The sequence below is a fragment of the Escherichia sp. KS167_9B genome (assembly GCF_030295215.1).
Lineage (GTDB): Bacteria > Pseudomonadota > Gammaproteobacteria > Enterobacterales > Enterobacteriaceae > Escherichia > Escherichia coli_F.
The window spans coordinates 2,191,881-2,214,868 of sequence record NZ_AP025754.1 but is presented as its reverse complement, the minus strand read 5'-3'; the positions used below and the strand labels follow the sequence as shown (position 1 = coordinate 2,214,868).

The 22,988-nt window shown below is 49.8% G+C and carries 21 protein-coding genes; 9 read left to right on the top strand and 12 right to left on the bottom strand.

The annotated features are described in order from the left end of the window. Nucleotides 1–21: 21 nt before the first annotated feature. The 3 genes from QUE34_RS11120 to yeaG all read right to left on the bottom strand — a co-directional run bounded on the left by QUE34_RS11120 (nucleotide 22) and on the right by yeaG (nucleotide 4,973). Nucleotides 22–1,365, bottom strand: a complete 1,344-nt coding sequence (locus QUE34_RS11120; protein WP_123059897.1) for a sensor domain-containing diguanylate cyclase — start codon at nucleotides 1,363–1,365, stop codon at nucleotides 22–24. A 277-nt stretch (nucleotides 1,366–1,642) separates the two neighbouring features. Further along, entirely contained in the window at nucleotides 1,643–2,926 is a 1,284-nt protein-coding gene (locus QUE34_RS11115) for a YeaH/YhbH family protein (RefSeq protein ID WP_032303191.1), read from the bottom strand. 112 nt (nucleotides 2,927–3,038) lie between these two features. Beyond that, a complete protein-coding gene (yeaG, locus tag QUE34_RS11110; RefSeq protein ID WP_001019882.1) occupies nucleotides 3,039–4,973 on the bottom strand; it encodes a protein kinase YeaG in 1,935 nt (644 codons plus the stop codon). Nucleotides 4,974–5,408: 435 nt separating this feature from the next. Between yeaG and mipA the strand changes: the two genes are divergently transcribed. Both mipA and yeaE read left to right on the top strand, forming a co-directional pair. Further along, nucleotides 5,409–6,155 (top strand): scaffolding protein MipA, encoded by a 747-nt coding sequence (gene mipA, locus QUE34_RS11105; RefSeq protein WP_032303190.1) that lies wholly within the window; start codon nucleotides 5,409–5,411, stop codon nucleotides 6,153–6,155. Between the two features lie 89 nt (nucleotides 6,156–6,244). Further along, nucleotides 6,245–7,099 carry a methylglyoxal reductase YeaE gene (gene yeaE / locus QUE34_RS11100; RefSeq protein ID WP_032303189.1) on the top strand — a complete coding sequence of 285 codons (855 nt, stop codon included), beginning with the start codon at nucleotides 6,245–6,247 and terminating at the stop codon, nucleotides 7,097–7,099. Nucleotides 7,100–7,149: 50 nt separating this feature from the next. On the opposite strand, the gene QUE34_RS11095 is transcribed toward yeaE, so the two are convergent. Further along, nucleotides 7,150–8,034: a D-hexose-6-phosphate mutarotase gene (locus QUE34_RS11095; protein ID WP_001296124.1), complete on the bottom strand. Its 885-nt coding sequence runs from the start codon at nucleotides 8,032–8,034 to the stop codon at nucleotides 7,150–7,152. A gap of 83 nt (nucleotides 8,035–8,117) precedes the next feature. Continuing rightward, entirely contained in the window at nucleotides 8,118–9,113 is a 996-nt protein-coding gene (gene gapA / locus QUE34_RS11090; protein ID WP_000153502.1) for a glyceraldehyde-3-phosphate dehydrogenase, read from the bottom strand. Nucleotides 9,114–9,454: 341 nt separating this feature from the next. On the opposite strand from gapA, the gene msrB reads away from it, so the two are divergent. Together msrB and QUE34_RS11080 are read left to right on the top strand one after the other, a co-directional pair. After that, complete coding sequence (msrB, locus tag QUE34_RS11085) at nucleotides 9,455–9,868, top strand: peptide-methionine (R)-S-oxide reductase MsrB (protein WP_001284618.1); 414 nt, start codon at nucleotides 9,455–9,457, stop codon at nucleotides 9,866–9,868. Between the two features lie 41 nt (nucleotides 9,869–9,909). Continuing rightward, a complete protein-coding gene (locus tag QUE34_RS11080; RefSeq protein WP_032303188.1) occupies nucleotides 9,910–10,182 on the top strand; it encodes a YeaC family protein in 273 nt (90 codons plus the stop codon). 160 nt (nucleotides 10,183–10,342) lie between these two features. Here the strand turns inward: QUE34_RS11080 and pncA are convergent, their stop codons facing one another. From pncA to sppA, 4 genes are all read right to left on the bottom strand, one after another. Next, nucleotides 10,343–10,984, bottom strand: coding sequence for a bifunctional nicotinamidase/pyrazinamidase (pncA, locus tag QUE34_RS11075; protein ID WP_032303187.1), 642 nt, complete (start codon nucleotides 10,982–10,984; stop codon nucleotides 10,343–10,345). 10 nt (nucleotides 10,985–10,994) lie between these two features. Beyond that, on the bottom strand, nucleotides 10,995–12,011 hold the full coding sequence (gene ansA / locus QUE34_RS11070) for an asparaginase (protein ID WP_001170162.1): 1,017 nt from the start codon (nucleotides 12,009–12,011) through the stop codon (nucleotides 10,995–10,997). A 131-nt stretch (nucleotides 12,012–12,142) separates the two neighbouring features. Beyond that, nucleotides 12,143–12,853: an SIMPL domain-containing protein gene (locus tag QUE34_RS11065; protein ID WP_001030438.1), complete on the bottom strand. Its 711-nt coding sequence runs from the start codon at nucleotides 12,851–12,853 to the stop codon at nucleotides 12,143–12,145. Nucleotides 12,854–12,968: 115 nt separating this feature from the next. Beyond that, nucleotides 12,969–14,825 carry a signal peptide peptidase SppA gene (gene sppA / locus QUE34_RS11060; RefSeq protein ID WP_032303180.1) on the bottom strand — a complete coding sequence of 619 codons (1,857 nt, stop codon included), beginning with the start codon at nucleotides 14,823–14,825 and terminating at the stop codon, nucleotides 12,969–12,971. Nucleotides 14,826–14,985: 160 nt separating this feature from the next. Here sppA and QUE34_RS11055 point away from each other — a divergent pair, with 160 nt between their 5' ends. The 3 genes from QUE34_RS11055 to topB all read left to right on the top strand — a co-directional run bounded on the left by QUE34_RS11055 (nucleotide 14,986) and on the right by topB (nucleotide 18,657). Further along, on the top strand, nucleotides 14,986–15,537 hold the full coding sequence (locus QUE34_RS11055) for an NAD(P)H nitroreductase (RefSeq protein ID WP_000339269.1): 552 nt from the start codon (nucleotides 14,986–14,988) through the stop codon (nucleotides 15,535–15,537). Between the two features lie 116 nt (nucleotides 15,538–15,653). Further along, nucleotides 15,654–16,697, top strand: a complete 1,044-nt coding sequence (gene selD / locus QUE34_RS11050; RefSeq protein WP_001295485.1) for a selenide, water dikinase SelD — start codon at nucleotides 15,654–15,656, stop codon at nucleotides 16,695–16,697. Between the two features lie 4 nt (nucleotides 16,698–16,701). Then, nucleotides 16,702–18,657, top strand: coding sequence for a DNA topoisomerase III (topB, locus tag QUE34_RS11045; protein ID WP_032303179.1), 1,956 nt, complete (start codon nucleotides 16,702–16,704; stop codon nucleotides 18,655–18,657). 83 nt (nucleotides 18,658–18,740) lie between these two features. On the opposite strand, the gene gdhA is transcribed toward topB, so the two are convergent. Continuing rightward, nucleotides 18,741–20,084, bottom strand: coding sequence for an NADP-specific glutamate dehydrogenase (gene gdhA / locus QUE34_RS11040; protein ID WP_000373043.1), 1,344 nt, complete (start codon nucleotides 20,082–20,084; stop codon nucleotides 18,741–18,743). Nucleotides 20,085–20,319: 235 nt separating this feature from the next. Between gdhA and QUE34_RS11035 the strand changes: the two genes are divergently transcribed. Then, nucleotides 20,320–20,592: a YnjH family protein gene (locus QUE34_RS11035; protein ID WP_000085223.1), complete on the top strand. Its 273-nt coding sequence runs from the start codon at nucleotides 20,320–20,322 to the stop codon at nucleotides 20,590–20,592. On the opposite strand, the gene nudG is transcribed toward QUE34_RS11035, so the two are convergent. Next, nucleotides 20,558–20,965 (bottom strand): CTP pyrophosphohydrolase, encoded by a 408-nt coding sequence (gene nudG / locus QUE34_RS11030; RefSeq protein ID WP_103253640.1) that lies wholly within the window; start codon nucleotides 20,963–20,965, stop codon nucleotides 20,558–20,560. The two genes, QUE34_RS11035 and nudG, sit on opposite strands and share 35 nt — an antisense overlap. 86 nt (nucleotides 20,966–21,051) lie before the next feature. Between nudG and QUE34_RS11025 the strand changes: the two genes are divergently transcribed. After that, nucleotides 21,052–21,672, top strand: coding sequence for a CDP-alcohol phosphatidyltransferase family protein (locus QUE34_RS11025; protein ID WP_001353164.1), 621 nt, complete (start codon nucleotides 21,052–21,054; stop codon nucleotides 21,670–21,672). Nucleotides 21,673–21,680: 8 nt separating this feature from the next. Here the strand turns inward: QUE34_RS11025 and ynjE are convergent, their stop codons facing one another. Then, on the bottom strand, nucleotides 21,681–22,988 hold the full coding sequence (gene ynjE, locus QUE34_RS11020; protein WP_032184379.1) for a thiosulfate sulfurtransferase YnjE: 1,308 nt from the start codon (nucleotides 22,986–22,988) through the stop codon (nucleotides 21,681–21,683).

Here is a 22,988-nt window from a genome sequence, read left to right as displayed (position 1 = left end):
TGGCTCTGAATATTTTTGCACTTAAATATGATGAATAATCACTTTGTTGCCCCCCTCGCTTTTCGCTTCGCGTAAGGCTTTATCTGCTTCCGTCATGACAAGCGAGATATTACGCGTGTCACCCGTTGAAAAAACCGTGCCAATACTGATGGTCATTTGTTCAGGAACATCATATCTGTTACTAAAACCGGTCAGGAGTTCGACATTTTTACGCATACGTTCCGCAATGATTTTTGCCTGGGCACTATTGAGTTCGGTAAATAGCAAGCCAAACACCTCACCCTCCAGTCGCGCTAAAATATCATCGGGGCGGATGCTTTGCTGGATAATATCGACAATTGAAACCAGCACTTTATCACCCACACGATGTCCCCATTGGGCATTGATGCGCTTGAACTGATTAATATCAACCAGCATGACACAAAAGTCCTTAACAACAGGTCGCGACAATAATGACTCTACGCTGTTGAAAAAGTAGCGCCGATTATAAATATTGGTCAGTACATCATGAACTGCCAGTTTGCTGGAGAGTTGCAGTTCCTGAAAAATGTTATAAATCAGAAAAGACACAACAAACAGTTTACTGGAAACTTCAATCCCGCGACTGATATACCAGATGGTGTAATTATACTCATCCAGAGTCAGTAGAAGTAAGTTGCAGCATAGCGATGCCAGACATAATAATGCTATTAACGGCCATAGTTCGCTGGCTAATCGTGTACGCATGATAATAAAGAACAGTAAAAATGCCCACAGACAAACCAATATTTTTGTATAGTTGATTCCCCAGGTCGCAGTATGGTTGTCCGGACAGTAATCGACGACATACAAAGAATAGTCAGCGTTATAACTGCTCAGATTGTGTGCCAGAAGGGGAAATACTAAAAAAGGGATCAGCGTCAGTAACAGGATCCCCGTTTTTTTCTTATTGTTGTTAAGAATGTTGTCTTTACCATAACAAAAGAGCGCCAGCGAGGTTAAACAAATAAAACTGAGTTGGCGGAAAATATAGAAAATAGAAACATCATTCGACTTTGTCTGGATCAGTGTACTGCCGTTGATTGGTTTATGGATAATTACAATGGTTTCAACTAAATAGATAAGGCCACTTAAAAATGCAAGGCTTAAAATGAGTGTTGGTAAAATTTGTTTGTTAGTGAAATATTTCATCAACATGAAAAGAAAAATGACGGCGTTAAGGAAGAACAAAGCCACAACAACCATCAGGTAATTCATCTGTGGAATGAGTTTTACATTCGTGTTTTCGTTATATAAGGTGGTGATGCAAAATAAAATTAACGTCAGCAATAAGCTGAAAATAAAAAAGCCTTGAGCTTTTAATTTTTGTGTACCCATAGAAACCATAAAAAGGAGAGCAATGTGAGTGCTGGATTTTATTGATGGCAGAGATATATGGTTTTGACCAAGATCAATTTTCGGTAACGATGCAAAATAATTAAAGAATAACACGGGTAAATACGTGTTGAACGAAGCATTTTTCCGAATGATTGTTTTCTGGAACTAAATTGTGTAAAGGTTGTGCTGTTATATTTAAAGCGATTGTAAGTTAATGTATATAATAAATGAGATGATTTACAGTGTGCTAAAAAACAGCCAGGCGACGATGACCCGGCTGATAGTTTTAGTCTTTGGTTGTTGCATTTTGTTTATGAAATAGTTCACGGAACACCGGATAAATATCATCCTGGTCGCGGATATGCTGCATCGCAAAATTGTCGAAAGTAGATTGCAGATGTTCATATTCTCGCCACAGTGTCTGATGAGCGCGACGGGTAATTTCGATATAGCTGTAATAACGAACAACGGGCAATAATTTTTTCGCCAGGATTTCATGGCAAAGTGGAGAGTCATCGGCCCAGTTATCGCCGTCCGATGCTTGTGCCGCGTAAATATTCCATTGCGCCGGGTTATAACGCTCTTTCACCACCTCATCCATCAGTTTCAGGGCGCTGGAAACAATGGTACCGCCAGTTTCCTGTGAGTAGAAAAACTCATGTTCATCGACTTCTTTCGCTTGGGTATGGTGCCGGATGTAAACGACTTCCACGTTCTTATACGTTCTGCTAAGGAACAGATACAGCAGAATATAAAAACGCTTAGCCATATCTTTAGTGGACTGATCCATTGAACCCGAAACGTCCATCAGGCAAAACATCACTGCCTGGCTGGAGGGATCGGGTCGTTTTTCGTAGTTCTTGTAACGTAAATCGAAGGTGTCAATAAAAGGGACGCGTTCAATTTTGGCACGTAATTCTGCAATTTCTTTGCGCAGACGTTCCTCTTCCAGCAGTTGCGCAGGCTCACTGTTGCTGATGATGGCCAAATTCTCTTCCAGCGCATGAAGTTCCCGCCGCTTGCCCGCCGTCATGGCTGTGCGTCGCGCCAGTGAGTTCTGCAATGAACGCACAACGCTGATATTGGCAGGAACGCCGTTAGCGGTATAACCCGCCCGATGCGTTTTATATTCGGTCAGCTGGCGTTGTTGGTTTTGTTTCAGATTCGGTAAGGCCAAATCTTCAAAGAGCAGATCAAGATACTCATCTTTCGAAATCTGAAAGACAAATTCATCCTGACCTTCACCATCCTGGCTGGCCTGGCCCTGACCACTGCCGGAACCACCGCCGCCGCCTTGGGGGCGTTCAATGCGGTCATTCTGAACGAAATGGTCATTGCCCGGATGAACGCGGTGGCGCAGGCCGCCACGTCCCTGATGAAACATCGGTTCGCTAATATCTTCCGTTGGAATGGATACGGACTCGCCGCTGTCGACGTCAGTCACCGAACGCTTATTAATGGCCTCGGAGATCGACTGTTTAATTTGCGCTTTATAACGGCGTAAAAAACGCTGGCGATTCACCATGCTTTTGTTTTTGCCGTTCAGACGCCGGTCAATAAACCAGGTCATATGCCCCCCGTACTACATTTGCCAACTGTTTGCTACGCCTGTGTTGCCGCTTCTCTGGCCCACGGTTCGCTGTCGTTGTAGGCCCGGTAGCATGCGTACCGGGCCATGGTTGTTAAGACGATTTACGTACGCGCAAATACCATTCGCACAGTAAACGCACCTGTTTACGGGTGTAGCCTTTTTCCATCATACGGTCGACAAAATCGTCGTGTTTCTTCTGCTCGTCGGTTGACGTTTTGGCGTTAAACGAAATAACCGGCAACAGCTCCTCGGTATTAGAGAACATTTTCTTCTCAATAACCGTGCGCAGTTTTTCATAGCTGGTCCAGTTCGGATTGCGTCCGCTGTTATTCGCTCTGGCGCGCAGTACGAAGTTGACAATCTCGTTGCGGAAATCTTTTGGATTACTGATCCCCGCCGGTTTCTCAATTTTCTCCAGCTCAGCGTTGAGAGATTCGCGGTCAAATAGCTGCCCGGTATCCGGGTCGCGATACTCCTGATCCTGAATCCAGAAATCTGCATACGTGACATAACGGTCAAAAATGTTTTGTCCATATTCAGAATAGGATTCAAGATACGCAGTCTGAATCTCTTTACCGATAAACTCGGCATATTTCGGAATCAAGTAACCTTTCAGGAACTCGAGATAACGCTCAGCCTGCTCCTGAGGGAACTGCTCGCGCTCGATCTGCTGTTCCAGGACGTAGAACAGATGAACAGGGTTTGCTGCCACTTCCACGTGGTCGAAGTTGAACACGCGAGAGAGGATCTTAAACGCAAAACGCGTGGACAGACCGTTCATCCCTTCATCAACGCCTGCGTAGTCACGATATTCCTGATACGACTTGGCTTTCGGATCGGTGTCTTTCAGACTTTCGCCATCATAAACCCGCATCTTCGAATAAATGCTGGAGTTTTCCGGCTCTTTCAGACGCGAAAGAATGGAAAAACGAGACAGCGTTTCCAGCGTGCCAGGTGCGCAGGGGGCGTGAGTCAGTTCACTGTGATTAAGCAATTTCTCGTAGATTTTGATCTCTTCGGAAATACGCAAGCAATATGGCACCTTCACGATATAAACACGATCGAGGAAGGCTTCGTTGTTCTTGTTATTACGGAAAGTGACCCATTCGGATTCGTTCGAATGGGCGAGAATAATCCCGTTAAACGGCAGGGCGGAGATACCTTCCGTCCCGTTGTAGTTACCTTCCTGAGTGGCGGTTAACAGGGGATGCAGCACTTTAATCGGGGCTTTAAACATCTCGACAAACTCCATGATCCCCTGGTTGGCGCGGCATAGTGCACCGGAATATCCGTAGGCGTCCGGATCGTTCTGCGCGTAGTGTTCGAGTTTACGGATATCGACTTTCCCTACCAGCGCTGAGATGTCCTGGTTGTTCTCATCGCCAGGTTCCGTTTTGGCGATAGCAATTTGTTGCAGAATTGACGGCCAGACCTTTACCACCCGGAACTTAGTAATATCGCCACCAAATTCATGCAGGCGTTTTGCTGCCCACGGCGACATGATGGTGCCAAGATAGCGTCGAGGAATGCCATACTCTTTTTCCAGAATCTGCGCATCTTCTTGCGGATTGAAAAGACAGAACGGATGATCGTTGACCGGGCTCCGCTCACCGTTAGCGCTTAATACATAGATCGGCACGAGCTGCATTAATGATTTCAGTCGCTCAGCAAGCGATGATTTACCCCCACCCACAGGCCCCAGCAGATACAGGATTTGTTTCTTCTCCTCCAGCCCCTGAGCCGCGTGTTTCAGATAAGAGACAATCTGTTCAATCGCGTCTTCCATGCCGTAAAACTCTTCAAAGGCTGGGTAACGTGCAATGACCCGGTTAGAAAAGAGTCGAGAAAGTCTGGGTTCCTGGGCTGTATCGACCATGACAGGCTCACCGATAGCCATCAATAGCCGCTCAGCCGCGTTGGCATAAGCACTGCGATCTTGCCGACAAGTGGTAAGAAACTCCTGCAGTGTGAACTCTTCGTCCTTGGCAGCTTCATATCGCTGGCGATAGTGATCGAATATATTCATGGTATGCCGTCCTTTCGTTTTTTAGCACAGGTTAAGAGCCGTTCATATGAATAGTAGAGGCTCCCGGAAGAGGTAAACTGAACGACGTCTCTTGCTAAAACACAGCAACTCTCATGCCATTTTATCGACGATGAGAACAACGTGCCCGGTGATACACCTTCAAAATTAAGCGTAGATGGCAAATGGAAAACTTGCCTGCACGGCTTTCTTAATTTCAATGGCATATCAACAACTCATCCATAAAATTTGCATAATTAATGTAAAGACCAGGGTCGCCAGTAACGCGTAATTCATTTGGCTGTAAGCGTGGTGTCATCTGCGTCAGGAAAATTAAACAGTTACTTTAAAAAATGAAAACGTAAAAAGGTTGGGTTTCGATGTATTGACGGGTAAACTTTGTCGCCCGCTAAACATTTGTTTAAGGAATGATTAATTGTGACCAAACTCAAACTTCTGGCACTTGGAGTGCTTATCGCAACGTCTGCAGGCGTAGCGCACGCTGAAGGTAAATTTTCCCTGGGCGCAGGCGTAGGTGTCGTTGAACACCCATATAAAGATTACGATACCGATGTTTACCCAGTACCGGTAATCAACTATGAAGGCGATAACTTCTGGTTCCGTGGCTTAGGTGGTGGTTACTACCTGTGGAATGACGCAACGGATAAACTTTCAATTACCGCTTACTGGTCGCCGCTTTACTTCAAAGCTAAAGACAGTGGCGATCACCAAATGCGTCACCTGGATGACCGTAAGAGCACCATGATGGCTGGTCTGTCTTATGCTCACTTTACCCAGTACGGTTACCTGCGTACCACCCTGGCTGGCGATACCCTGGATAACAGCAACGGCATCGTCTGGGATATGGCCTGGTTGTATCGTTACACCAACGGTGGCCTGACCGTGACTCCGGGTATTGGTGTGCAGTGGAACAGCGAAAACCAGAACGAATACTATTATGGCGTATCGCGTAAAGAGTCTGCGCGCAGCGGTCTGCGTGGCTATAACCCGAATGACAGCTGGAACCCTTACCTGGAGCTAAGTGCCAGCTACAACTTCCTCGGCGACTGGAGTGTTTACGGCACCGCACGCTACACTCGTCTGTCTGATGAAGTTACTGACAGCCCAATGGTGGATAAATCCTGGACTGGCCTGATTTCTACCGGGATCACCTACAAATTCTGATAATGCATCTTTCCAGGGCATTTTGTGCATAAAAACAGGGCGTAATGCCCTGTTTTGCATTACGGTGGTGCAATACCTGGGAGGAAACAATGCAACAAAAAATGATTCAATTTAGTGGCGATGTCTCACTGCCAGCCATAGGGCAGGGAACATGGTATATGGGCGAAGATGCCAGTCAGCGTAAAACAGAAGTTGCTGCACTACGCGCGGGCATTGAACTCGGTTTAACCCTCATTGATACCGCCGAAATGTATGCCGATGGTGGTGCCGAAAAGGTGGTTGGGGAAGCATTAACCGGTCTGCGTGAGAACGTCTTTCTCGTCTCTAAAGTCTATCCGTGGAATGCTGGCGGGCAAAAAGCGATAAATGCATGCGAAGCCAGTTTACGCCGTCTCAATACTGATTATCTCGATCTCTACCTATTACACTGGTCTGGCAGTTTCGCTCTCGAAGAGACTGTCGCAGCGATGGAAAAATTGATCGCCCAGGGAAAAATCCGCCGCTGGGGCGTTTCTAACCTTGATTATGCCGATATGCAGGAACTCTGGCAGCTGCCGGGGGGAAATCAGTGTGCCACTAATCAGGTGCTTTACCATCTCGGTTCACGAGGGATTGAGTACGATCTACTTCCCTGGTGCCAGAAACAGCAGATGCCGGTGATGGCTTACAGTCCATTAGCCCAGGCCGGGCGGTTGCGCAATGGACTGTTAAAAAATGCGGTAGTCAACGAAATTGCACATGCTCACAATATCAGTGCGGCACAAGTATTGTTGGCGTGGGTAATCAGCCATCAGGGTGTGATGGCGATTCCAAAAGCGGCAACTGTCGCACATGTCCAACAAAATGCGGCTGTGCTTGAGGTTGAACTTTCGTCAGCGGAATTAGTTATGCTGGATAAAGCGTATCCGGCACCAAAAGGAAAAACTGCGCTGGATATGGTGTGATGTTGATACGTGCCGGATGCATCGCACCCGGCACACAATATTAACGCAAATTAACGTTTCGCAACGCGAATGGATTGCGCCAGATGTGCAGGTTTCTCTTTGGTGACTTTTTGCGTTTCTGAAGCGTATGCCGTTTCTACACAAACAAAGGTCTTGTAGCCATCATCCGGCATATCGCCCATGCTAACTGAAAGCGCCGGTCCTGGGTTCCAGCCTACAACGTTCAGATGATGCTGGTGGCCTACGGCGATAATACGATTCAGCGCTTCGTCATTAATTACGCTGCAATCTTGCGGATTCAGATACACGCGATCGGTACGGTCAGGGAAGGTCTGAATACCGTCGGTCAGTACATCTTCTTTCGCGTCATTTACTTTATCAATGAAGCGATCGCCTAGTCCACTGACGCTTACCTTAGCGATATCACCCACGTTAAAGTAGGTATGCAGAGCAGAGGTAGTTTCAAATTCGCCGTGTGCTTCAAGATCGATTTCACAGGTTTTACCCACGTGGAAATGCGCTAACAGCGTAAAGTCGTGCGGCCAGAATTTTTTCGTCTCTTCGCTTTGTGTCAATTCAAAAGTCAGCGCTACACCATCAGCATCTTCACGATGTGATTTCAGCGTCCACGGCAGGTTGCGGGCAAAACCGTGCGCAGGCAGACCTTGTTGTGCAGCCGGACCAAACCACGGCCAGCAAACCGGTATGCCACCGCGAATGGCGACGCCATTTTTGAACGGTGTGTTGTTACTCAACCACAGAACTTCTTCTTCACCCGCAGGTTTCCACGAGAGAAGGTGTGCGCCCTGTAATGCAAAAGAGGCTTTTACCTGGGGATGATCGACCACAATGAGGTCCAGTTCATCCAGTTTACGACGGGAGAGGACAGGGGAGATTTGTTCGATGACCGGAAGGGCAAAAATTTTCTTAATCATGACGCAGTCCTTTAACTTCATTTTATCAGGTAAAAAAAAGAGCGACCGAAGTCGCTCTTTTTAGATCACAGTGTCATCTCAACTTATTTGGAGATGTGAGCGATCAGGTCCAGAACTTTGTTGGAGTAACCGGTTTCGTTGTCGTACCAGGATACCAGTTTCACGAAGTTGTCGTTCAGAGCGATACCCGCTTTAGCATCGAACACGGAAGTGCAAACTTCGCCGTTGAAATCGGTAGATACTACGTCATCTTCGGTGTAGCCCAGAACGCCTTTCATTTCGCCTTCAGCAGCAGCTTTAACGGCAGCTTTGATCTGCTCGTAAGTTGCAGCTTTTTCCAGACGAACGGTCAGGTCAACTACGGATACGTTCGGGGTCGGAACGCGGAACGCCATACCAGTCAGTTTGCCATTCAGTTCTGGCAGTACTTTACCTACAGCTTTAGCAGCACCGGTAGAGGACGGGATGATGTTCTGGGAAGCACCACGGCCGCCGCGCCAGTCTTTGTGAGACGGGCCGTCAACGGTTTTCTGAGTAGCGGTAGTAGCGTGAACGGTGGTCATCAGACCTTCGATGATGCCGAAGTTATCATTGATAACTTTAGCCAGCGGAGCCAGGCAGTTGGTGGTGCAGGAAGCGTTAGAAACGATGTCCTGACCAGCATATTTGTCGAAGTTAGCGCCTTTAACGAACATCGGAGTGTTGTCTTTAGACGGACCAGTCATAACCACTTTTTTCGCACCAGCGGTGATGTGTTTACGAGCAGTTTCGTCAGTCAGGAACAGACCAGTTGCTTCAGCGACAACGTCAACACCAACTTCGTCCCATTTCAGGTTAGCCGGATCACGTTCAGCGGTAACACGGATTTTTTTACCGTTAACGATCAGATGACCGTCTTTCACTTCAACGGTACCGTCGAAACGGCCGTGAGTGGAGTCATATTTCAGCATGTATGCCATGTAATCAGCGTCTAACAGGTCGTTGATTGCAACGATCTCGATGTCAGAACGTTTCTGAGCAGCACGGAAAACAATGCGACCGATACGGCCAAAACCGTTGATACCTACTTTGATAGTCATATATTCCACCAGCTATTTGTTAGTGAATAAAAGGTTGCCTGTAAAATTACAAAAACCTTACGCAGCGTCAAGCGGAATCGTGTCAATCATTGCGACAAATCAATCCTGTGCCTAAGCATTATGCGACTGACTCGCCTCACTCTTCCTTTGGGCTTGAGACCACATGGGGTCGGCGCCCCGAATTTTAAAGGGCAATTACGATAAAAATGTGATTTTCATCACGATTTAGGTGCAGCTATTTCGTCGAGATCAAGTTTAGGACAAAATTTTGCCAGTTGGTGTTAATGTTTTGTTAGAATCAGTCGCGTAATGTGAGCACGATTAAAGTGAGATGTGAGCAAATGGCTAATAAACCTTCGGCAGAAGAACTGAAAAAAAATTTGTCCGAGATGCAGTTCTACGTGACGCAGAATCATGGGACAGAGCCGCCATTTACGGGTCGTTTACTGCATAACAAGCGTGACGGCGTATATCACTGTTTGATCTGCGATGCCCCGCTGTTTCATTCCCAAACCAAGTATGATTCCGGCTGTGGCTGGCCCAGTTTCTACGAACCGGTGAGTGAAGAATCCATTCGTTATATCAAAGACTTGTCACATGGAATGCAGCGCATAGAAATTCGTTGCGGTAACTGTGATGCCCATCTGGGGCATGTCTTCCCCGACGGGCCGCAGCCAACGGGTGAACGTTATTGTGTTAACTCAGCCTCTTTACGCTTTACCGATGGCGAAAACGGCGAAGAAATCAACGGTTGAAAAAACGATTCAGCAACTTATTCCACAGGAGCGGAAAAATTATGAATCTTGATGACATTATCAACAGCATGACGCCTGATGTATACCAGCGTTTGTCGACTGCCGTTGAGCTGGGGAAATGGCCCGATGGCGTTGCGCTGACCGAGGAACAAAAAGAGAACTGCCTACAGCTGGTGATGCTGTGGCAAGCCCGCCATAATACCGAAGCACAGCATATGACAATTGACACACATGGTCAGATGGTTATGAAGAGCAAACAACAGTTAAAAGAAGATTTTGGTATCTCAGCAAAGCCTATTGCCATGTTTAAGTGAATGAGTTGTCTAGTATTTAAGCCTGTTATTAAGGGAGGGCAAATAGACTTGTTCGGACGTCGTGTTTTAGCTGCAAGTAGGTTAAATGCAACACTGACAAGTATTATCTGGCCTACAATGTCATTGAGGAAATGTAGGCCAGAGATGAATCCAACTAATATTACTCCTGCGTCTCTTCCCAGTCTGCAAGCGTATATAGCGTTGCCCCAGCTGCTGACATCTCCATAAACGCGTGCGCACTGTCCTGTGGCTGGATATTCACGCCACGACAACCATCGGTAATCACATTAACCTTATAACCTAACTGTAACGCGTCCAGCACGGTAAACTTCACGCAATAGTCAGTAGCCAGGCCCATAATGATCAATTCATCGATTTCATGATCGCGTAACCAGTCATCGAGCGTGGTTTTCTGCCGACGGCCGTTATCAAAAAAGGCACTGTAACTGTCAACTAAAGGATTTTCGCCTTTATGGAACACCGCTGCGATCGCTTTTTGGTTCAGTAACGGATGTAATTGTGCGCCTTCACTGTTCTGCACACAGTGATCTGGCCAGAAGGTTTGTGGCAAACCGTCGATTTGGCCTGGCGTATAAGGCTCTACACCGTGCTGACTGGCAAAACTGCCGTGATTCGCCGGGTGCCAGTCTTGACTGGCGATAACCGCTTCACCGCGTGACTGGCACCAGTCAATCAGGCGGTTAGCGACATCCACCGTACTGTCACCTTCCGGCACGGCGAGCGCGCCACCAGCACAGAAATCATTTTGTAAATCGACCAGTAACAGGGCGCGAGGGGGCATTGCAGTCTCCTTAATCATCCGGCGTCAGTTCGCCGCGCAGGTTTTGGCTCATGGCCTTGCGAATGGTTTCAGTATCCAGTTCCTGGCTAAGCAGGTAATGCAGTTTGGTTAGCGTGGCTTCTACAGTCATATCTGCACCGCCAATAACGCCGGCATGGGCGAGGGCGTTACCGGTGGCATAACCCCCCATGTTCACTTTACCGGACATACATTGTGTCAGGTTGACTACCACAATTCCGCGATCGCTGGCTTCTTGTAATTCTTGCAGGAAGGCTTTGTTTTGTGGCGCATTACCCACGCCATATGAGCGCAGAATCAATGCTTTCACCGGTTGGCGCAGAAAATTGCGCACGACGTCAGCAGAAATCCCTGGATAAATCGTCACTACGCCAATTGGTTGTGGGGTGATTGGATGAACGATCAATTCCCCTTCACCGTGCGGGGCGGGTGGCGTATTCAAACGACGAATATGGATACCTGCTTCCAGTAACGGAGGAAGGTTTGGAGAGGCAAACGCATCAAAACCATCGGCATGGGCTTTGGTGGTACGGTTGCCACGATAAAGTCGATTATTAAAAAAGAGAGTTACTTCGTTGATAGGATAATTCGCCGCAACGTACAACGCATTCAGCAGATTAATTTGTCCGTCAGAGCGTAACTCAGCCAGCGGGATTTGTGACCCTGTCACAATGACCGGTTTACCGAGATTCTCGAGCATGAACGACAGCGCAGAGGCGGTATACGCCATCGTGTCGGTGCCGTGCAGAATGACAAAACCATCATAGTCGTCATAATGCGCTTTAATATCTTCAGCAATATGCTGCCAGTCTTCTGGCGTCATATCTGAAGAGTCCATCAGCGGCGTATATTCATGAATGGTGAAATCTGGCATCTCCGGGCGATGGAATTCCGGCATCAGCGCCAGTTGGCGTTGTAGATGACCTGACACCGGAATATAACCCTGCTCGGAACGCTGCATCCCGATGGTCCCGCCCGTGTAGGCGACGTAAATTGATTTCTTTTGCATGATATTGATATGAATGATATCGAAAGAGCAAAAGTATATACGTGAGGGGCAGCGAGCGCACCTGGATACTCTGTGGATATGAGAAAAGTCCGGCAGAACGGAGGGATTAGTGTCCCGCCGGAGAAAAGTGGTTAATCCTGCAACGCATAGGTTACGGTGGTGACTACGCGTACCGTTTTATTAATCGCCGTAGGATCATCTTCATCACTGCCACTGGCGAAGATCTGGAACACGCCTTGTGAGGCATCGCTAATTGACCCCACCTGGCTACCTGAGTCCGTTGCAAATTGTAATGCTGCGTTGCGTGCATCTTTGGTGGCGGCGGCAATCATCTCAGCGCGCAGTGCGCCAATACCATTAAAGCGATAGGCGACTTTGCTCTCAGCGATAGCGCCCTCCGTAGCGACTTGCAGTTCGTTTAATTTCGCGACGACTTTTTCGACAGCAGCAACATTATGGGTTTTTATCGTCACTGACCCGTCTGCGTTATAGCGTGGCATTGTGGGATCATCTTTCAGATAAAAGGAATCTGTTCGCTTGCTTGTCCATTGGCCCAGGGTTATCTCTTTCTCGTTAATCCCCTGAGCATTGAGTTCGGCAACAATTTTTTTCTGCGCGTCTTCCAGTTTCGGGAACAGTTCGCCGGGAATATTACCCTTAAAGTTAATCGCAATTGTTAATTCTGCCGTATCTGCGCGAACTTCTTTTTCAGAAAGCCCACGCACATTTACATAACGGTTATTGGTTTTCAAATGTTTAACACCATCGCCAACAAAATAACCACAGGCGCTAATCCCCAGTCCGAGGACGATAGCGGCAATTAAAGAGGGGGCCTTATTCACTGATGACTCCATATCAGATGCTAAATGAGCAAGGGAATGTAGTGGAGAGAGGGAGTGAAAGACAGTCCGATTCAGGAGTGTGGCCGACAGCATATCGGCCACATTTTTGCAGGATTTAACGCACGTTGGCGCAGGTCAGGCAAAACGCATAACGGTTTTGTGGGTCGTTAAACGCTGCCAGCTTGTCGCTTTCACTTTTAACGGTAGAGGCTACCGAGGCCAGCGGTGCAGGTAACATGGCCTGGAACGCATCTGGCAACATTGCCCGGACAGAACCAGACATATTGTCCATCACTTTGTCGAAGAAGGTCGGTTCATCAACGTAGTATTCCAGATGCCACTGTTTCACTTTTGCCAGCTCTGCCGCTTTGGCAACCGCATCATCGAAATCCCCGAGACTATCGACCAGCCCGTTAGCTTTTGCATCCTGACCGGTCCAGACGTGGCCCTGGGCGATTTTATCAATCTGCTCCGGCGTCGAATGACGCGCATCAGCAACCAGCGTGATAAAGCGTTTATAGCCATTCTCAATGCTTAACTGCATCATCTGCTGCGCTTCCGGCGGCAGTGCCTTGGTGATAGAAACATCCGCTAGCGGTGAAGTTGAGACGCCATCGGTATGAACACCAATCGAATCCAAACTATTTTCTACGGTAGTGATCACGCCGAAGATACCGATAGAACCGGTCAGGGTGCTGGGGTTAGCCACAATGTAATTAGCTGGCGTGGAAATCCAGTAACCACCAGATGCCGCCATGCCGCCCATCGATACAACCACCGGCTTACCCGCTGCCCTGGCTGCTGCCAGTTCAGCGCGAATCACTTCAGAGGCGGTAACGCTGCCGCCAGGGCTATTAACACGCAGAACAATCGCTTTCACTTTCGGGTCAAGGCGAGCGTCGCGGATTTGTGCCGCAGTGGTATCACCGCCAACATTCCCCTGAGTTTCCTCGCCATCCATAATTGCGCCATTAGCGAAGACGACACCGATACTGTCACCGGTATCTGCCGGCGTTTTCAATGCGTAATCGTAATAACTGATGGCGCGATAATTTTTATCAGTCTTACTCCAGCCGAACTCTTTGGTCAGAGCTTTTTCGATTTCGGCACTTGATGCCAGTGCATCGACCAGCTTGTTTTCCAGCGCATATTTCGCGGTATCGCCACCGGTTTTGGTTAAACCCTTAAGCAACCCTTGCGCACCAGGGAATACCTGCTGAGCAGGGATCTGCCGGTTAGCGGCAACAGTATTCAGATAGTTTTGCCACAGCTCACCGATCCAGCGGCTGTCAGCTTCGCGGGCTGCCGGTGACATATCATCACGAATAAACGGTTCAACGGCAGATTTATACGTACCCACGCGGAACACATGGGTGGAAACTTTCAGCTTATCCAGCAACGATTTGTAGTACAGGCCGTTGGTAGCAAAACCGTGCAGATCCACCACGCCTTGTGGAGATAGCCAAATTTTGTTGGCGAAACTGGCGAGATAATATTGCCCCTGGCTGTAGTTCTCGCCTATGGCATAAACTGGTTTCCCGCTGTCACGAAACTCTTTCAGGGCTTTGCCGATGTACTGCATAGACGGCTGGTCGCCGCCTGCGAAGTTTTTCAGATCCATCACGATACCGGTGATATTGCGGTCGTCCTTCGCCTGGCGAATGGTGTTGACGATATCAAACAGTGAGTTTTCCTGCAGACGATCGGAACTGGCACCAAGCAGCTGGCGGCTTAGCTTACTAAACCGCTGAGAACTGTCGGGTTTATCGACGATTACACCAGATATGTCCAGCAGCAGCGCGCCACGACTGGCCGTTTCTTTCGAATCACCACCACTGACCTGCATCCAAATCCCCACACCAACCAGTACGAGAAAAATAAAGAACAGGTTAAGTACCATTTCACGGACGAAATTCAGCAGACGCCACGTCCATTTAAAAAATCCGGCAATAAATCGCCAAAGGGTTCGCATGTATTCTCCCAACTAAAGGTCACACCTGTCACAGGCGCAATAGATGTGGTTATCGTAATGACCCAACCGGCACTTGTCAGCAGGAATTGCGGACTGTGCTGTAACAAAATCCACTCTCGTGTTAATTTTGTGAATAAATATCATGACAGGAGTTAATCAAATGGATGCACTCGAACTATTGATCAATCGCCGTAGCGCCTCCCGCCTGGCTGAACCTGCGCCAACGGGTGAACAACTGCAAAACATACTGCGAGCGGGTATGCGTGCCCCGGACCATAAGTCCATGCAACCGTGGCATTTTTTTGTGATTGAAGGGGAAGGACGCGAGCGTTTCAGCGCATTATTGGAACAGGGGGCGATTGCTGCCGGTAGTGATGACAAAGCTATCGACAAAGCGCGTAATGCGCCGTTCCGCGCACCGCTCATCATAACGGTGGTGGCAAAATGCGAAGAAAATCATAAAGTCCCGCGCTGGGAACAGGAAATGTCTGCGGGATGTGCGGTCATGGCGATGCAAATGGCAGCAGTTGCCCAGGGGTTTGGCGGCATCTGGCGCAGTGGCGCATTAACTGAAAGTCCGGTAGTGCGTGAAGCATTCGGTTGCCGTGAGCAGGATAAAATTGTCGGTTTTCTCTACCTTGGTACGCCGCAGTTGAAAGCATCTACGTCGATAAACGTTCCGGACCCGACGCCGTTTGTGACTTATTTCTGATAATTGTCGCGAAACTGTCTGGATTGTGAGCAAAGGCGCAGGAATTCAGACACTCTCACTTATCACTTCATGGAATGAGGGTTACCATACCCGGATTGCATTGACAGGAGATGTCCATGAGCGAGAACTCGATTCGTTTGACCCAATACAGCCACGGTGCAGGTTGCGGCTGTAAAATTTCCCCAAAAGTGTTGGAAACCATCCTGCACAGTGAGCAGGCGAAGTTTGTTGATCCGAATTTGCTTGTGGGTAATGAAACCCGCGACGATGCGGCGGTGTACGATCTGGGCAATGGCACCAGCGTTATCAGTACCACCGACTTCTTTATGCCGATCGTTGATAATCCTTTCGATTTTGGCCGCATTGCGGCGACTAACGCCATCAGCGATATCTTCGCGATGGGTGGCAAACCGATTATGGCGATTGCGATTCTCGGCTGGCCTATTAACAAACTTTCCCCTGAAATTGCCCGCGAAGTAACCGAAGGTGGACGCTATGCATGCCGTCAGGCGGGTATTGCGCTGGCTGGCGGTCACTCCATCGATGCGCCGGAGCCGATTTTTGGTCTGGCGGTAACGGGGATCGTACCGACCGAGCGGGTGAAGAAAAACAGTACTGCACAAGCCGGATGCAAACTGTTCCTGACGAAACCGCTGGGAATTGGCGTTCTTACTACGGCTGAGAAAAAATCACTGCTGAAACCAGAACATCAGGGACTAGCGACGGAAGTGATGTGCCGGATGAACATCGCAGGCGCGTCCTTTGCCAACATCGAAGGCGTAAAAGCGATGACTGACGTGACTGGTTTTGGTCTGCTGGGGCATTTGAGCGAAATGTGTCAGGGTGCTGGTGTGCAGGCGCGAGTCGACTATGAAGCGATCCCGAAACTGCCGGGGGTTGAAGAGTACATTAAGTTGGGCGCAGTGCCTGGCGGCACCGAACGTAACTTTGCCAGCTATGGGCATCTGATGGGTGAAATGCCGCGTGAAGTGCGCGATCTGCTGTGCGATCCGCAAACTTCTGGCGGTCTGCTGCTGGCGGTCATGCCGGAAGCAGAAAATGAGGTCAAAGCTACAGCCGCCGAGTTTGGCATTGAACTGACGGCGATTGGCGAACTGGTGCCAGCGCGCGGCGGTCGTGCCATGGTTGAGATCCGTTAATTCAATGCGGTTGTTTATTGCCGAAAAACCGAGTCTGGCGCGCGCCATTGCTGATGTCCTGCCCAAACCGCACCGGAAAGGCGATGGCTTTATCGAGTGCGGTAATGGCCAGGTGGTGACCTGGTGTATCGGTCACCTGCTTGAGCAGGCGCAGCCAGACGCCTACGACAGTCGCTATGCGCGCTGGAACCTAGCCGATCTCCCCATTGTCCCGGAAAAGTGGCAATTACAGCCACGACCCTCCGTGACCAAACAACTTAACGTCATCAAACGCTTTCTGCATGAAGCCAGCGAAATCGTTCACGCCGGTGACCCGGACCGTGAAGGGCAATTGCTGGTAGATGAAGTGCTGGACTACCTGCAACTGGCACCAGAAAAGCGCCAGCAGGTACAGCGTTGTTTGATAAACGACCTGAACCCGCAGGCGGTTGAGCGGGCGATCGATCGTCTTCGCTCCAATAGCGAGTTTGTACCACTGTGCGTTTCTGCGCTGGCGCGAGCACGAGCCGACTGGTTATACGGCATCAATATGACCCGCGCGTACACCATTCTCGGTCGTAATGCGGGTTATCAGGGCGTGCTTTCCGTGGGCCGCGTGCAGACGCCCGTGCTCGGGCTGGTGGTGCGCCGCGATGAAGAAATTGAAAACTTCGTGGCGAAAGACTTCTTTGAAGTCAAAGCGCATATCGTGACACCTGCCGATGAGCGGTTTACCGCTATCTGGCAACCGAGCGAAGCGTGTGAACCGTACCAGGATGAAGAAGGGCGCTTGTTACATCGTCCGCTGGCGGAGCATGTGGTCAACCGCATCAGCGGCCAACCGGCTATTGTCACCAGCTATAACGATAAACGGGAATCAGAATCCGCACCGCTGCCGTTTTCGCTTTCGGCGTTGCAGATTGAAGCGGCTAAACGCTTTGGTCTGAGTGCGCAGAACGTGCTTGATATCTGCCAGAAGTTGTACGAAACGCACAAGCTAATCACTTATCCGCGTTCCGATTGTCGCTATCTGCCAGAAGAGCATTTTGCCGGACGCCACGCGGTGATGAATGCTATCGGCGTCCATGCGCCGGATCTGTTGCCGCAACCAGTGGTAGATCCAGATATACGCAACCGCTGTTGGGATGACAAAAAGGTCGATGCGCACCACGCCATCATCCCGACCGCGAGGAGTTCTGCCATCAACCTGACGGAAAACGAGGCGAAGGTCTATAACCTGATTGCTCGTCAGTATTTGATGCAGTTCTGTCCGGACGCGGTGTTCCGCAAGTGTGTTATCGAACTGGAAATAGCCAAAGGCAAATTTGTCGCTAAAGCCCGTTTTCTTGCTGAAACAGGCTGGCGCACACTGTTAGGCAGCAAAGAGCGCGATGAAGAAAACGACGGCACGCCACTGCCTGTGGTGGCGAAAGGCGATGAGTTGCTGTGTGAAAAAGGTGAAGTGGTAGAGCGGCAAACCCAGCCGCCGCGCCATTTTACCGATGCAACACTGCTTTCGGCGATGACCGGGATCGCGCGCTTTGTGCAGGACAAAGATCTGAAAAAGATCCTTCGTGCCACCGATGGTCTGGGGACAGAAGCAACCCGTGCCGGGATTATTGAACTGTTGTTCAAGCGTGGCTTTCTGACCAAAAAAGGGCGCTATATCCACTCCACCGACGCCGGAAAAGCGTTATTCCATTCACTGCCAGAAATGGCTACGCGACCGGACATGACCGCGCACTGGGAATCGGTGCTGACGCAAATCAGCGAAAAGCAGTGCCGCTATCAGGACTTTATGCAACCGTTGGTGGGGACGCTGTATCAGTTGATTGATCAGGCCAAACGTACGCCGGTGCGGCAGTTTCGCGGCATAGTGGCTCCAGATGGCGGAGAAGGAAATAAAAAGACTTCACCCCGTAAGCGAGCAGCGAAAAAAAGCCCGCCAGCAGCAGAGGCGGGCAGTGGAGTGATAATGTAATGCTCTGATGCAGTCAGTTTTCGTAGGCCAGATAAGGCGTTCACGCCGCATCTGGCATAAACGCCTGAAACGGCGCTAATGACTTAAATCACACCCTGCGCCAGCATCGCATCGGCAACCTTCACAAAACCGGCAATGTTCGCGCCCTGCACGTAGTTGGTTTGCTCACCTTCACCACCATGCTCAACACAGGCATGGTGGATATCCAGCATGATGTGATGCAAACGTGCGTCAACTTTCTCGGCTTTCCAGCCCAGGCGCGCAGCGTTTTGCGCCATTTCCAGGCCGGATGTAGCTACGCCACCAGCATTAGCCGCTTTACCCGGTGCAAACAGTACGCCTGCCTGCTGGAACAGTTCAGTCGCTTCGATGGTGGTCGGCATATTTGCCCCTTCGGCGACGGCTTTAACGCCATTGGCGATAAGCTGATGCGCGGCGTCTACATCCAGTTCGTTCTGGGTGGCGCAAGGCAGGGCGATATCAACCGGTACAGACCACGGCTGTTGGCCTTCGAGATAGACCAGGCCAAATTCTTTGGCGTAATCTGCCACTCGACCATCGCGGCTAGCTTTGATTTCGATAAGACGTGCCAGTTTCTCTTTAGTGAATCCGCTTTCATCAACGACAGTGCCACTGGAGTCTGACGCAGTAATCACACGGGCACCAAATTCCATCGCTTTTTCGATAGCGTACTGGGCGACGTTGCCGGAGCCAGAAACGGAAACGCGCATCCCTTCAAAACCCATACCGTGGCGTTTTAGCATTGCTTCTGTGAAATAAACCAGACCGTAGCCGGTTGCTTCCGGGCGAATAAGACTGCCGCCAAAAGAAAGCCCCTTACCGGTGAAGACGCAGGCGGTATTGTTGGAGAGCTTTTTCATCATCCCCGCCATAAAGCCGACTTCACGACCACCAACGCCGATATCACCTGCCGGAACGTCGGTATCCGCGCCCAGGTGGCGATACAGTTCAGTCATCAGGGCCTGGCAAAAACGCATCACTTCACCTTCGCTTTTTCCTTTCGGATCGAAATCGCTGCCACCTTTACCACCGCCCATCGGCAGGGTAGTCAGGGCATTTTTGAAGGTTTGCTCGAAGCCGAGAAATTTGAGAATGGAGAGGTTAACTGACGGATGGAAACGCATACCGCCTTTGTACGGGCCGATGGCGGAGCTGAACTGAACGCGCCATGCACGGTTGACCTGTACCTGGTTGCGATCGTCAACCCATACCACGCGAAACTGGATCACGCGCTCCGGTTCAACCAGACGCTCCAGTAATGACATCTGACGATATTTTGGATTTTGTTCAAGAAAAGGCCAGAGTGTGGTCATTACTTCACGAACGGCTTGCGCGAACTCGGTTTGATTCGGGTCGCGCTTTTGGACATGGTTGAGGAATGACTCCAGAGAATATGTCTGATCCATAGATATAAAACCCTTATATATTAATACGATTATGCTTATGTTGTTTATGTCATGTGCTTTTGCAGTTTTCGACTATACCATCAAGAATGTGACGGTAAGCAAGAAAAAAATGACTCACGAAAGCAAATTAATAACGGGAGAAATCTCATAACCAAAAGCGATAACTCAGACGCTAAAGTTTTGCCGCCAGGCTACCGTTATCAGTAGCAGAGACAAAAACGTTAAGGAGTTCCCTGTGAGTCGAGCATTGTTCGCCCTAGCATTGGCATTTCCATTCATTGCACTGGCTAACCCGCATTATCGTCCGGACGTGGAGGTAAACGTACCGCCTGAAGTATTCAGTTCAGGCGGGCAGTCAGCGCAGCCCTGTACTCAGTGCTGCGTCTATCAGGATCAAAACTATTCTGAAGGGGCGGTAATTAAAGCCGAAGGAATACTGCTGCAATGCCAGCGGGATGACAAAACTCTTAGCACTAATCCGCTGGTCTGGCGGCGCGTAAAGCCATAAACGCCTTTAATAGTGGAATGTCAGCAGGGGCCAGCGGATATTGCAGCGCCTCTTCAGGTGAGCACCAGACCAGCGCCTGATGTTCATGTGCCTGTAACGTCCCGTGGAAGTGGGGTACGTGCCAGGCATGAAGATGGATAATCCGCCCCGACACTTCTCGCTGATGGCTGGCAACATACTCACCCACAGTTGCTTCGATGCCCAATTCTTCGCGTAACTCACGCACCAGCGCCTGCCGCTGGCTTTCATCCGGCTCGACTTTACCACCGGCAAACTCCCATAATCCCGCCTGATCGCTATGGGCGGGGTGTTGAGCGAGTAAAATTTTGCCATCACGTTCGATGATGGCGGCAACAACTTCAATCATATTCATAAATTACACACGGGCAGATAAGCGAAAAATGCCATAATATCCGCACTGTTGCTCAATCAGAAAGGCTTTATATTTAAGGAGTGCCTGTGTTAGACCGCCATCTTCATCCCCGAATTAAACCTTTGTTGCATCAGTGTGTGAAGGTGCTGGATAAACCCGGCATTACGCCAGATGGTTTAACATTAGTGGGATTTGCCATCGGCGTGCTGGCACTGCCGTTTCTGGCGCTGGGCTGGTATCTGGCGGCGCTAATCGTCATTTTGTTGAACAGGCTGCTTGATGGTCTGGACGGCGCGTTGGCGCGGCGAAGAGGACTTACCGACGCGGGTGGCTTTCTCGATATTTCTCTCGATTTTCTTTTTTACGCACTGGTGCCTTTTGGGTTTATCCTCGCCGCACCGGAGCAAAACGCGCTGGCAGGCGGCTGGCTGCTGTTTGCGTTTATCGGCACGGGCAGCAGTTTTCTCGCATTTGCTGCGCTGGCGGCGAAACATCAGATTGATAATCCCGGTTATGCGCATAAATCGTTTTATTATCTGGGCGGGTTAACCGAAGGCAGCGAGACGATTTTGCTGTTTGTTCTGAGTTGCCTCTTGCCAGCTTATTTTCCGTGGTTTGCGTGGGTATTTGGTGCGTTGTGCTGGATGACGACCTTTACGCGGGTGTGGAGTGGGTATCTGACGCTGAAGTCGCTCCAGCGCCAGTAATTGCAATGTTATTTGCTGCTGTCCGGGCCGCGCTCACCGGTTGCTACGGGATTTTTCGGATCGCTGCTCCATTCGTACCAGCCGCCGTCGTAAACGGAGACGTTATTCCAGCCCATTGCTCGTGCGTACATAAAGGTTTCGGACGCGCGCCAGCCGGTGCCGCAGTAGAATGAAACTTGCTGATCTGGTTTGATATTCCATGCTTTCCACATAGCGGCAATATCATCGGCGCTACGCATGGTGCCATCCGGGTTATGGAAATCCTCCATATGCGTCGAGTCGCTACCAGCGTGTCCCCAACGGGCTCCGGCTATTTCACCTTTTGGCTTAATATAGCTGTAACCACTGGTCGTACCGATAAATTCTGGCCACGAACGAATGCTCACCAGCGATGCATCCTGGCGATGCAGCAGCCCACGGGCCTGTTCCATATCAAGCATCAACTGCGGTTGCGCCGGGATCTTCACGCCGAAATCCGGTTCAGCTTTCACTTTCGGTGGCGTTCCGCGCTCAACAGGCAGTCCCGCGTCGGACCAGGTTTGCCAGCCGCCGTCCAGCAGGCGCACATCTTTCACCCCTGCATAGAGCATAATCTGTGCTACACGCGCTGCTGCGTATACATCACGACCATATAGAATCACCGTGGTGTCATGACGAATGCCATGCTTTGCCAGCATCGCTTTCAGTTGTTCATCAGAGACTTTATTCCACAGCGGTTCGCTTTCCACTTCATTGGTATCGATGTAATCCGCGCCGGGAATATGGCTGATAAGGTAAAGCTTAGGAGCGCCCCAGGCCGCTTCAATGACTTTCCAGTCACCGGCAGGTTTCGCCGTAACCTCTTTACCCTGTTGCAGGTCATGCAGCCATTGCGGATAAACCAGCTGCTCAAAGTGCGGCAGTTTTTGCAGACGGGAAGGTTCGCTTAGCGCGTCACTCAGGATGGAGATATGCGTAAAACCTGCTTTTTGCAGTCGCGTTTTGACGGCGTCGACATCTTTGTCATTACCGTACAGCGCCACCGGAGCGTCGGTTTTCAGGTTATGTTGCTTGATCCACGCGTTGAGCTGTTCGGTGCTCATTTTGTCGAGCCAGCTAGCAGAGAGGTTTAAGGCGGCAGGTTCATGACCAGAAGGGCCATTTAAGGTTTGTGGCCAGCCGTTATAAAACGCGCTGGGGCGAGTATCTATCGCTTTGCCATTTTGTTGTTGAAGCTGGTCAAGTGTAAGAGGCTTCGCCAGTTCAGCGGCCCACGAAGAAGCGCAAGCCAGCCCTAAAGCCATTGCCAGCGCGGTCATTTGAGAAACACGTTTCAT

What these genes read in the sequence shown, in the direction of transcription:
- QUE34_RS11120 (WP_123059897.1), bottom strand. Translation starts at nt 1,365, where the DNA reads ATGGTTTCTATGGGTACACAAAAATTAAAAGCTCAAGGCTTTTTTATT.
- QUE34_RS11115 (WP_032303191.1), bottom strand. Translation starts at nt 2,926, where the DNA reads ATGACCTGGTTTATTGACCGGCGTCTGAACGGCAAAAACAAAAGCATG.
- yeaG (WP_001019882.1), bottom strand. Translation starts at nt 4,973, where the DNA reads ATGAATATATTCGATCACTATCGCCAGCGATATGAAGCTGCCAAGGAC.
- yeaE (WP_032303189.1), top strand. Translation starts at nt 6,245, where the DNA reads ATGCAACAAAAAATGATTCAATTTAGTGGCGATGTCTCACTGCCAGCC.
- QUE34_RS11095 (WP_001296124.1), bottom strand. Translation starts at nt 8,034, where the DNA reads ATGATTAAGAAAATTTTTGCCCTTCCGGTCATCGAACAAATCTCCCCT.
- gapA (WP_000153502.1), bottom strand. Translation starts at nt 9,113, where the DNA reads ATGACTATCAAAGTAGGTATCAACGGTTTTGGCCGTATCGGTCGCATT.
- msrB (WP_001284618.1), top strand. Translation starts at nt 9,455, where the DNA reads ATGGCTAATAAACCTTCGGCAGAAGAACTGAAAAAAAATTTGTCCGAG.
- QUE34_RS11080 (WP_032303188.1), top strand. Translation starts at nt 9,910, where the DNA reads ATGAATCTTGATGACATTATCAACAGCATGACGCCTGATGTATACCAG.
- pncA (WP_032303187.1), bottom strand. Translation starts at nt 10,984, where the DNA reads ATGCCCCCTCGCGCCCTGTTACTGGTCGATTTACAAAATGATTTCTGT.
- ansA (WP_001170162.1), bottom strand. Translation starts at nt 12,011, where the DNA reads ATGCAAAAGAAATCAATTTACGTCGCCTACACGGGCGGGACCATCGGG.
- sppA (WP_032303180.1), bottom strand. Translation starts at nt 14,825, where the DNA reads ATGCGAACCCTTTGGCGATTTATTGCCGGATTTTTTAAATGGACGTGG.
- QUE34_RS11055 (WP_000339269.1), top strand. Translation starts at nt 14,986, where the DNA reads ATGGATGCACTCGAACTATTGATCAATCGCCGTAGCGCCTCCCGCCTG.
- selD (WP_001295485.1), top strand. Translation starts at nt 15,654, where the DNA reads ATGAGCGAGAACTCGATTCGTTTGACCCAATACAGCCACGGTGCAGGT.
- topB (WP_032303179.1), top strand. Translation starts at nt 16,702, where the DNA reads ATGCGGTTGTTTATTGCCGAAAAACCGAGTCTGGCGCGCGCCATTGCT.
- gdhA (WP_000373043.1), bottom strand. Translation starts at nt 20,084, where the DNA reads ATGGATCAGACATATTCTCTGGAGTCATTCCTCAACCATGTCCAAAAG.
- nudG (WP_103253640.1), bottom strand. Translation starts at nt 20,965, where the DNA reads ATGAATATGATTGAAGTTGTTGCCGCCATCATCGAACGTGATGGCAAA.
- ynjE (WP_032184379.1), bottom strand. Translation starts at nt 22,988, where the DNA reads ATGAAACGTGTTTCTCAAATGACCGCGCTGGCAATGGCTTTAGGGCTG.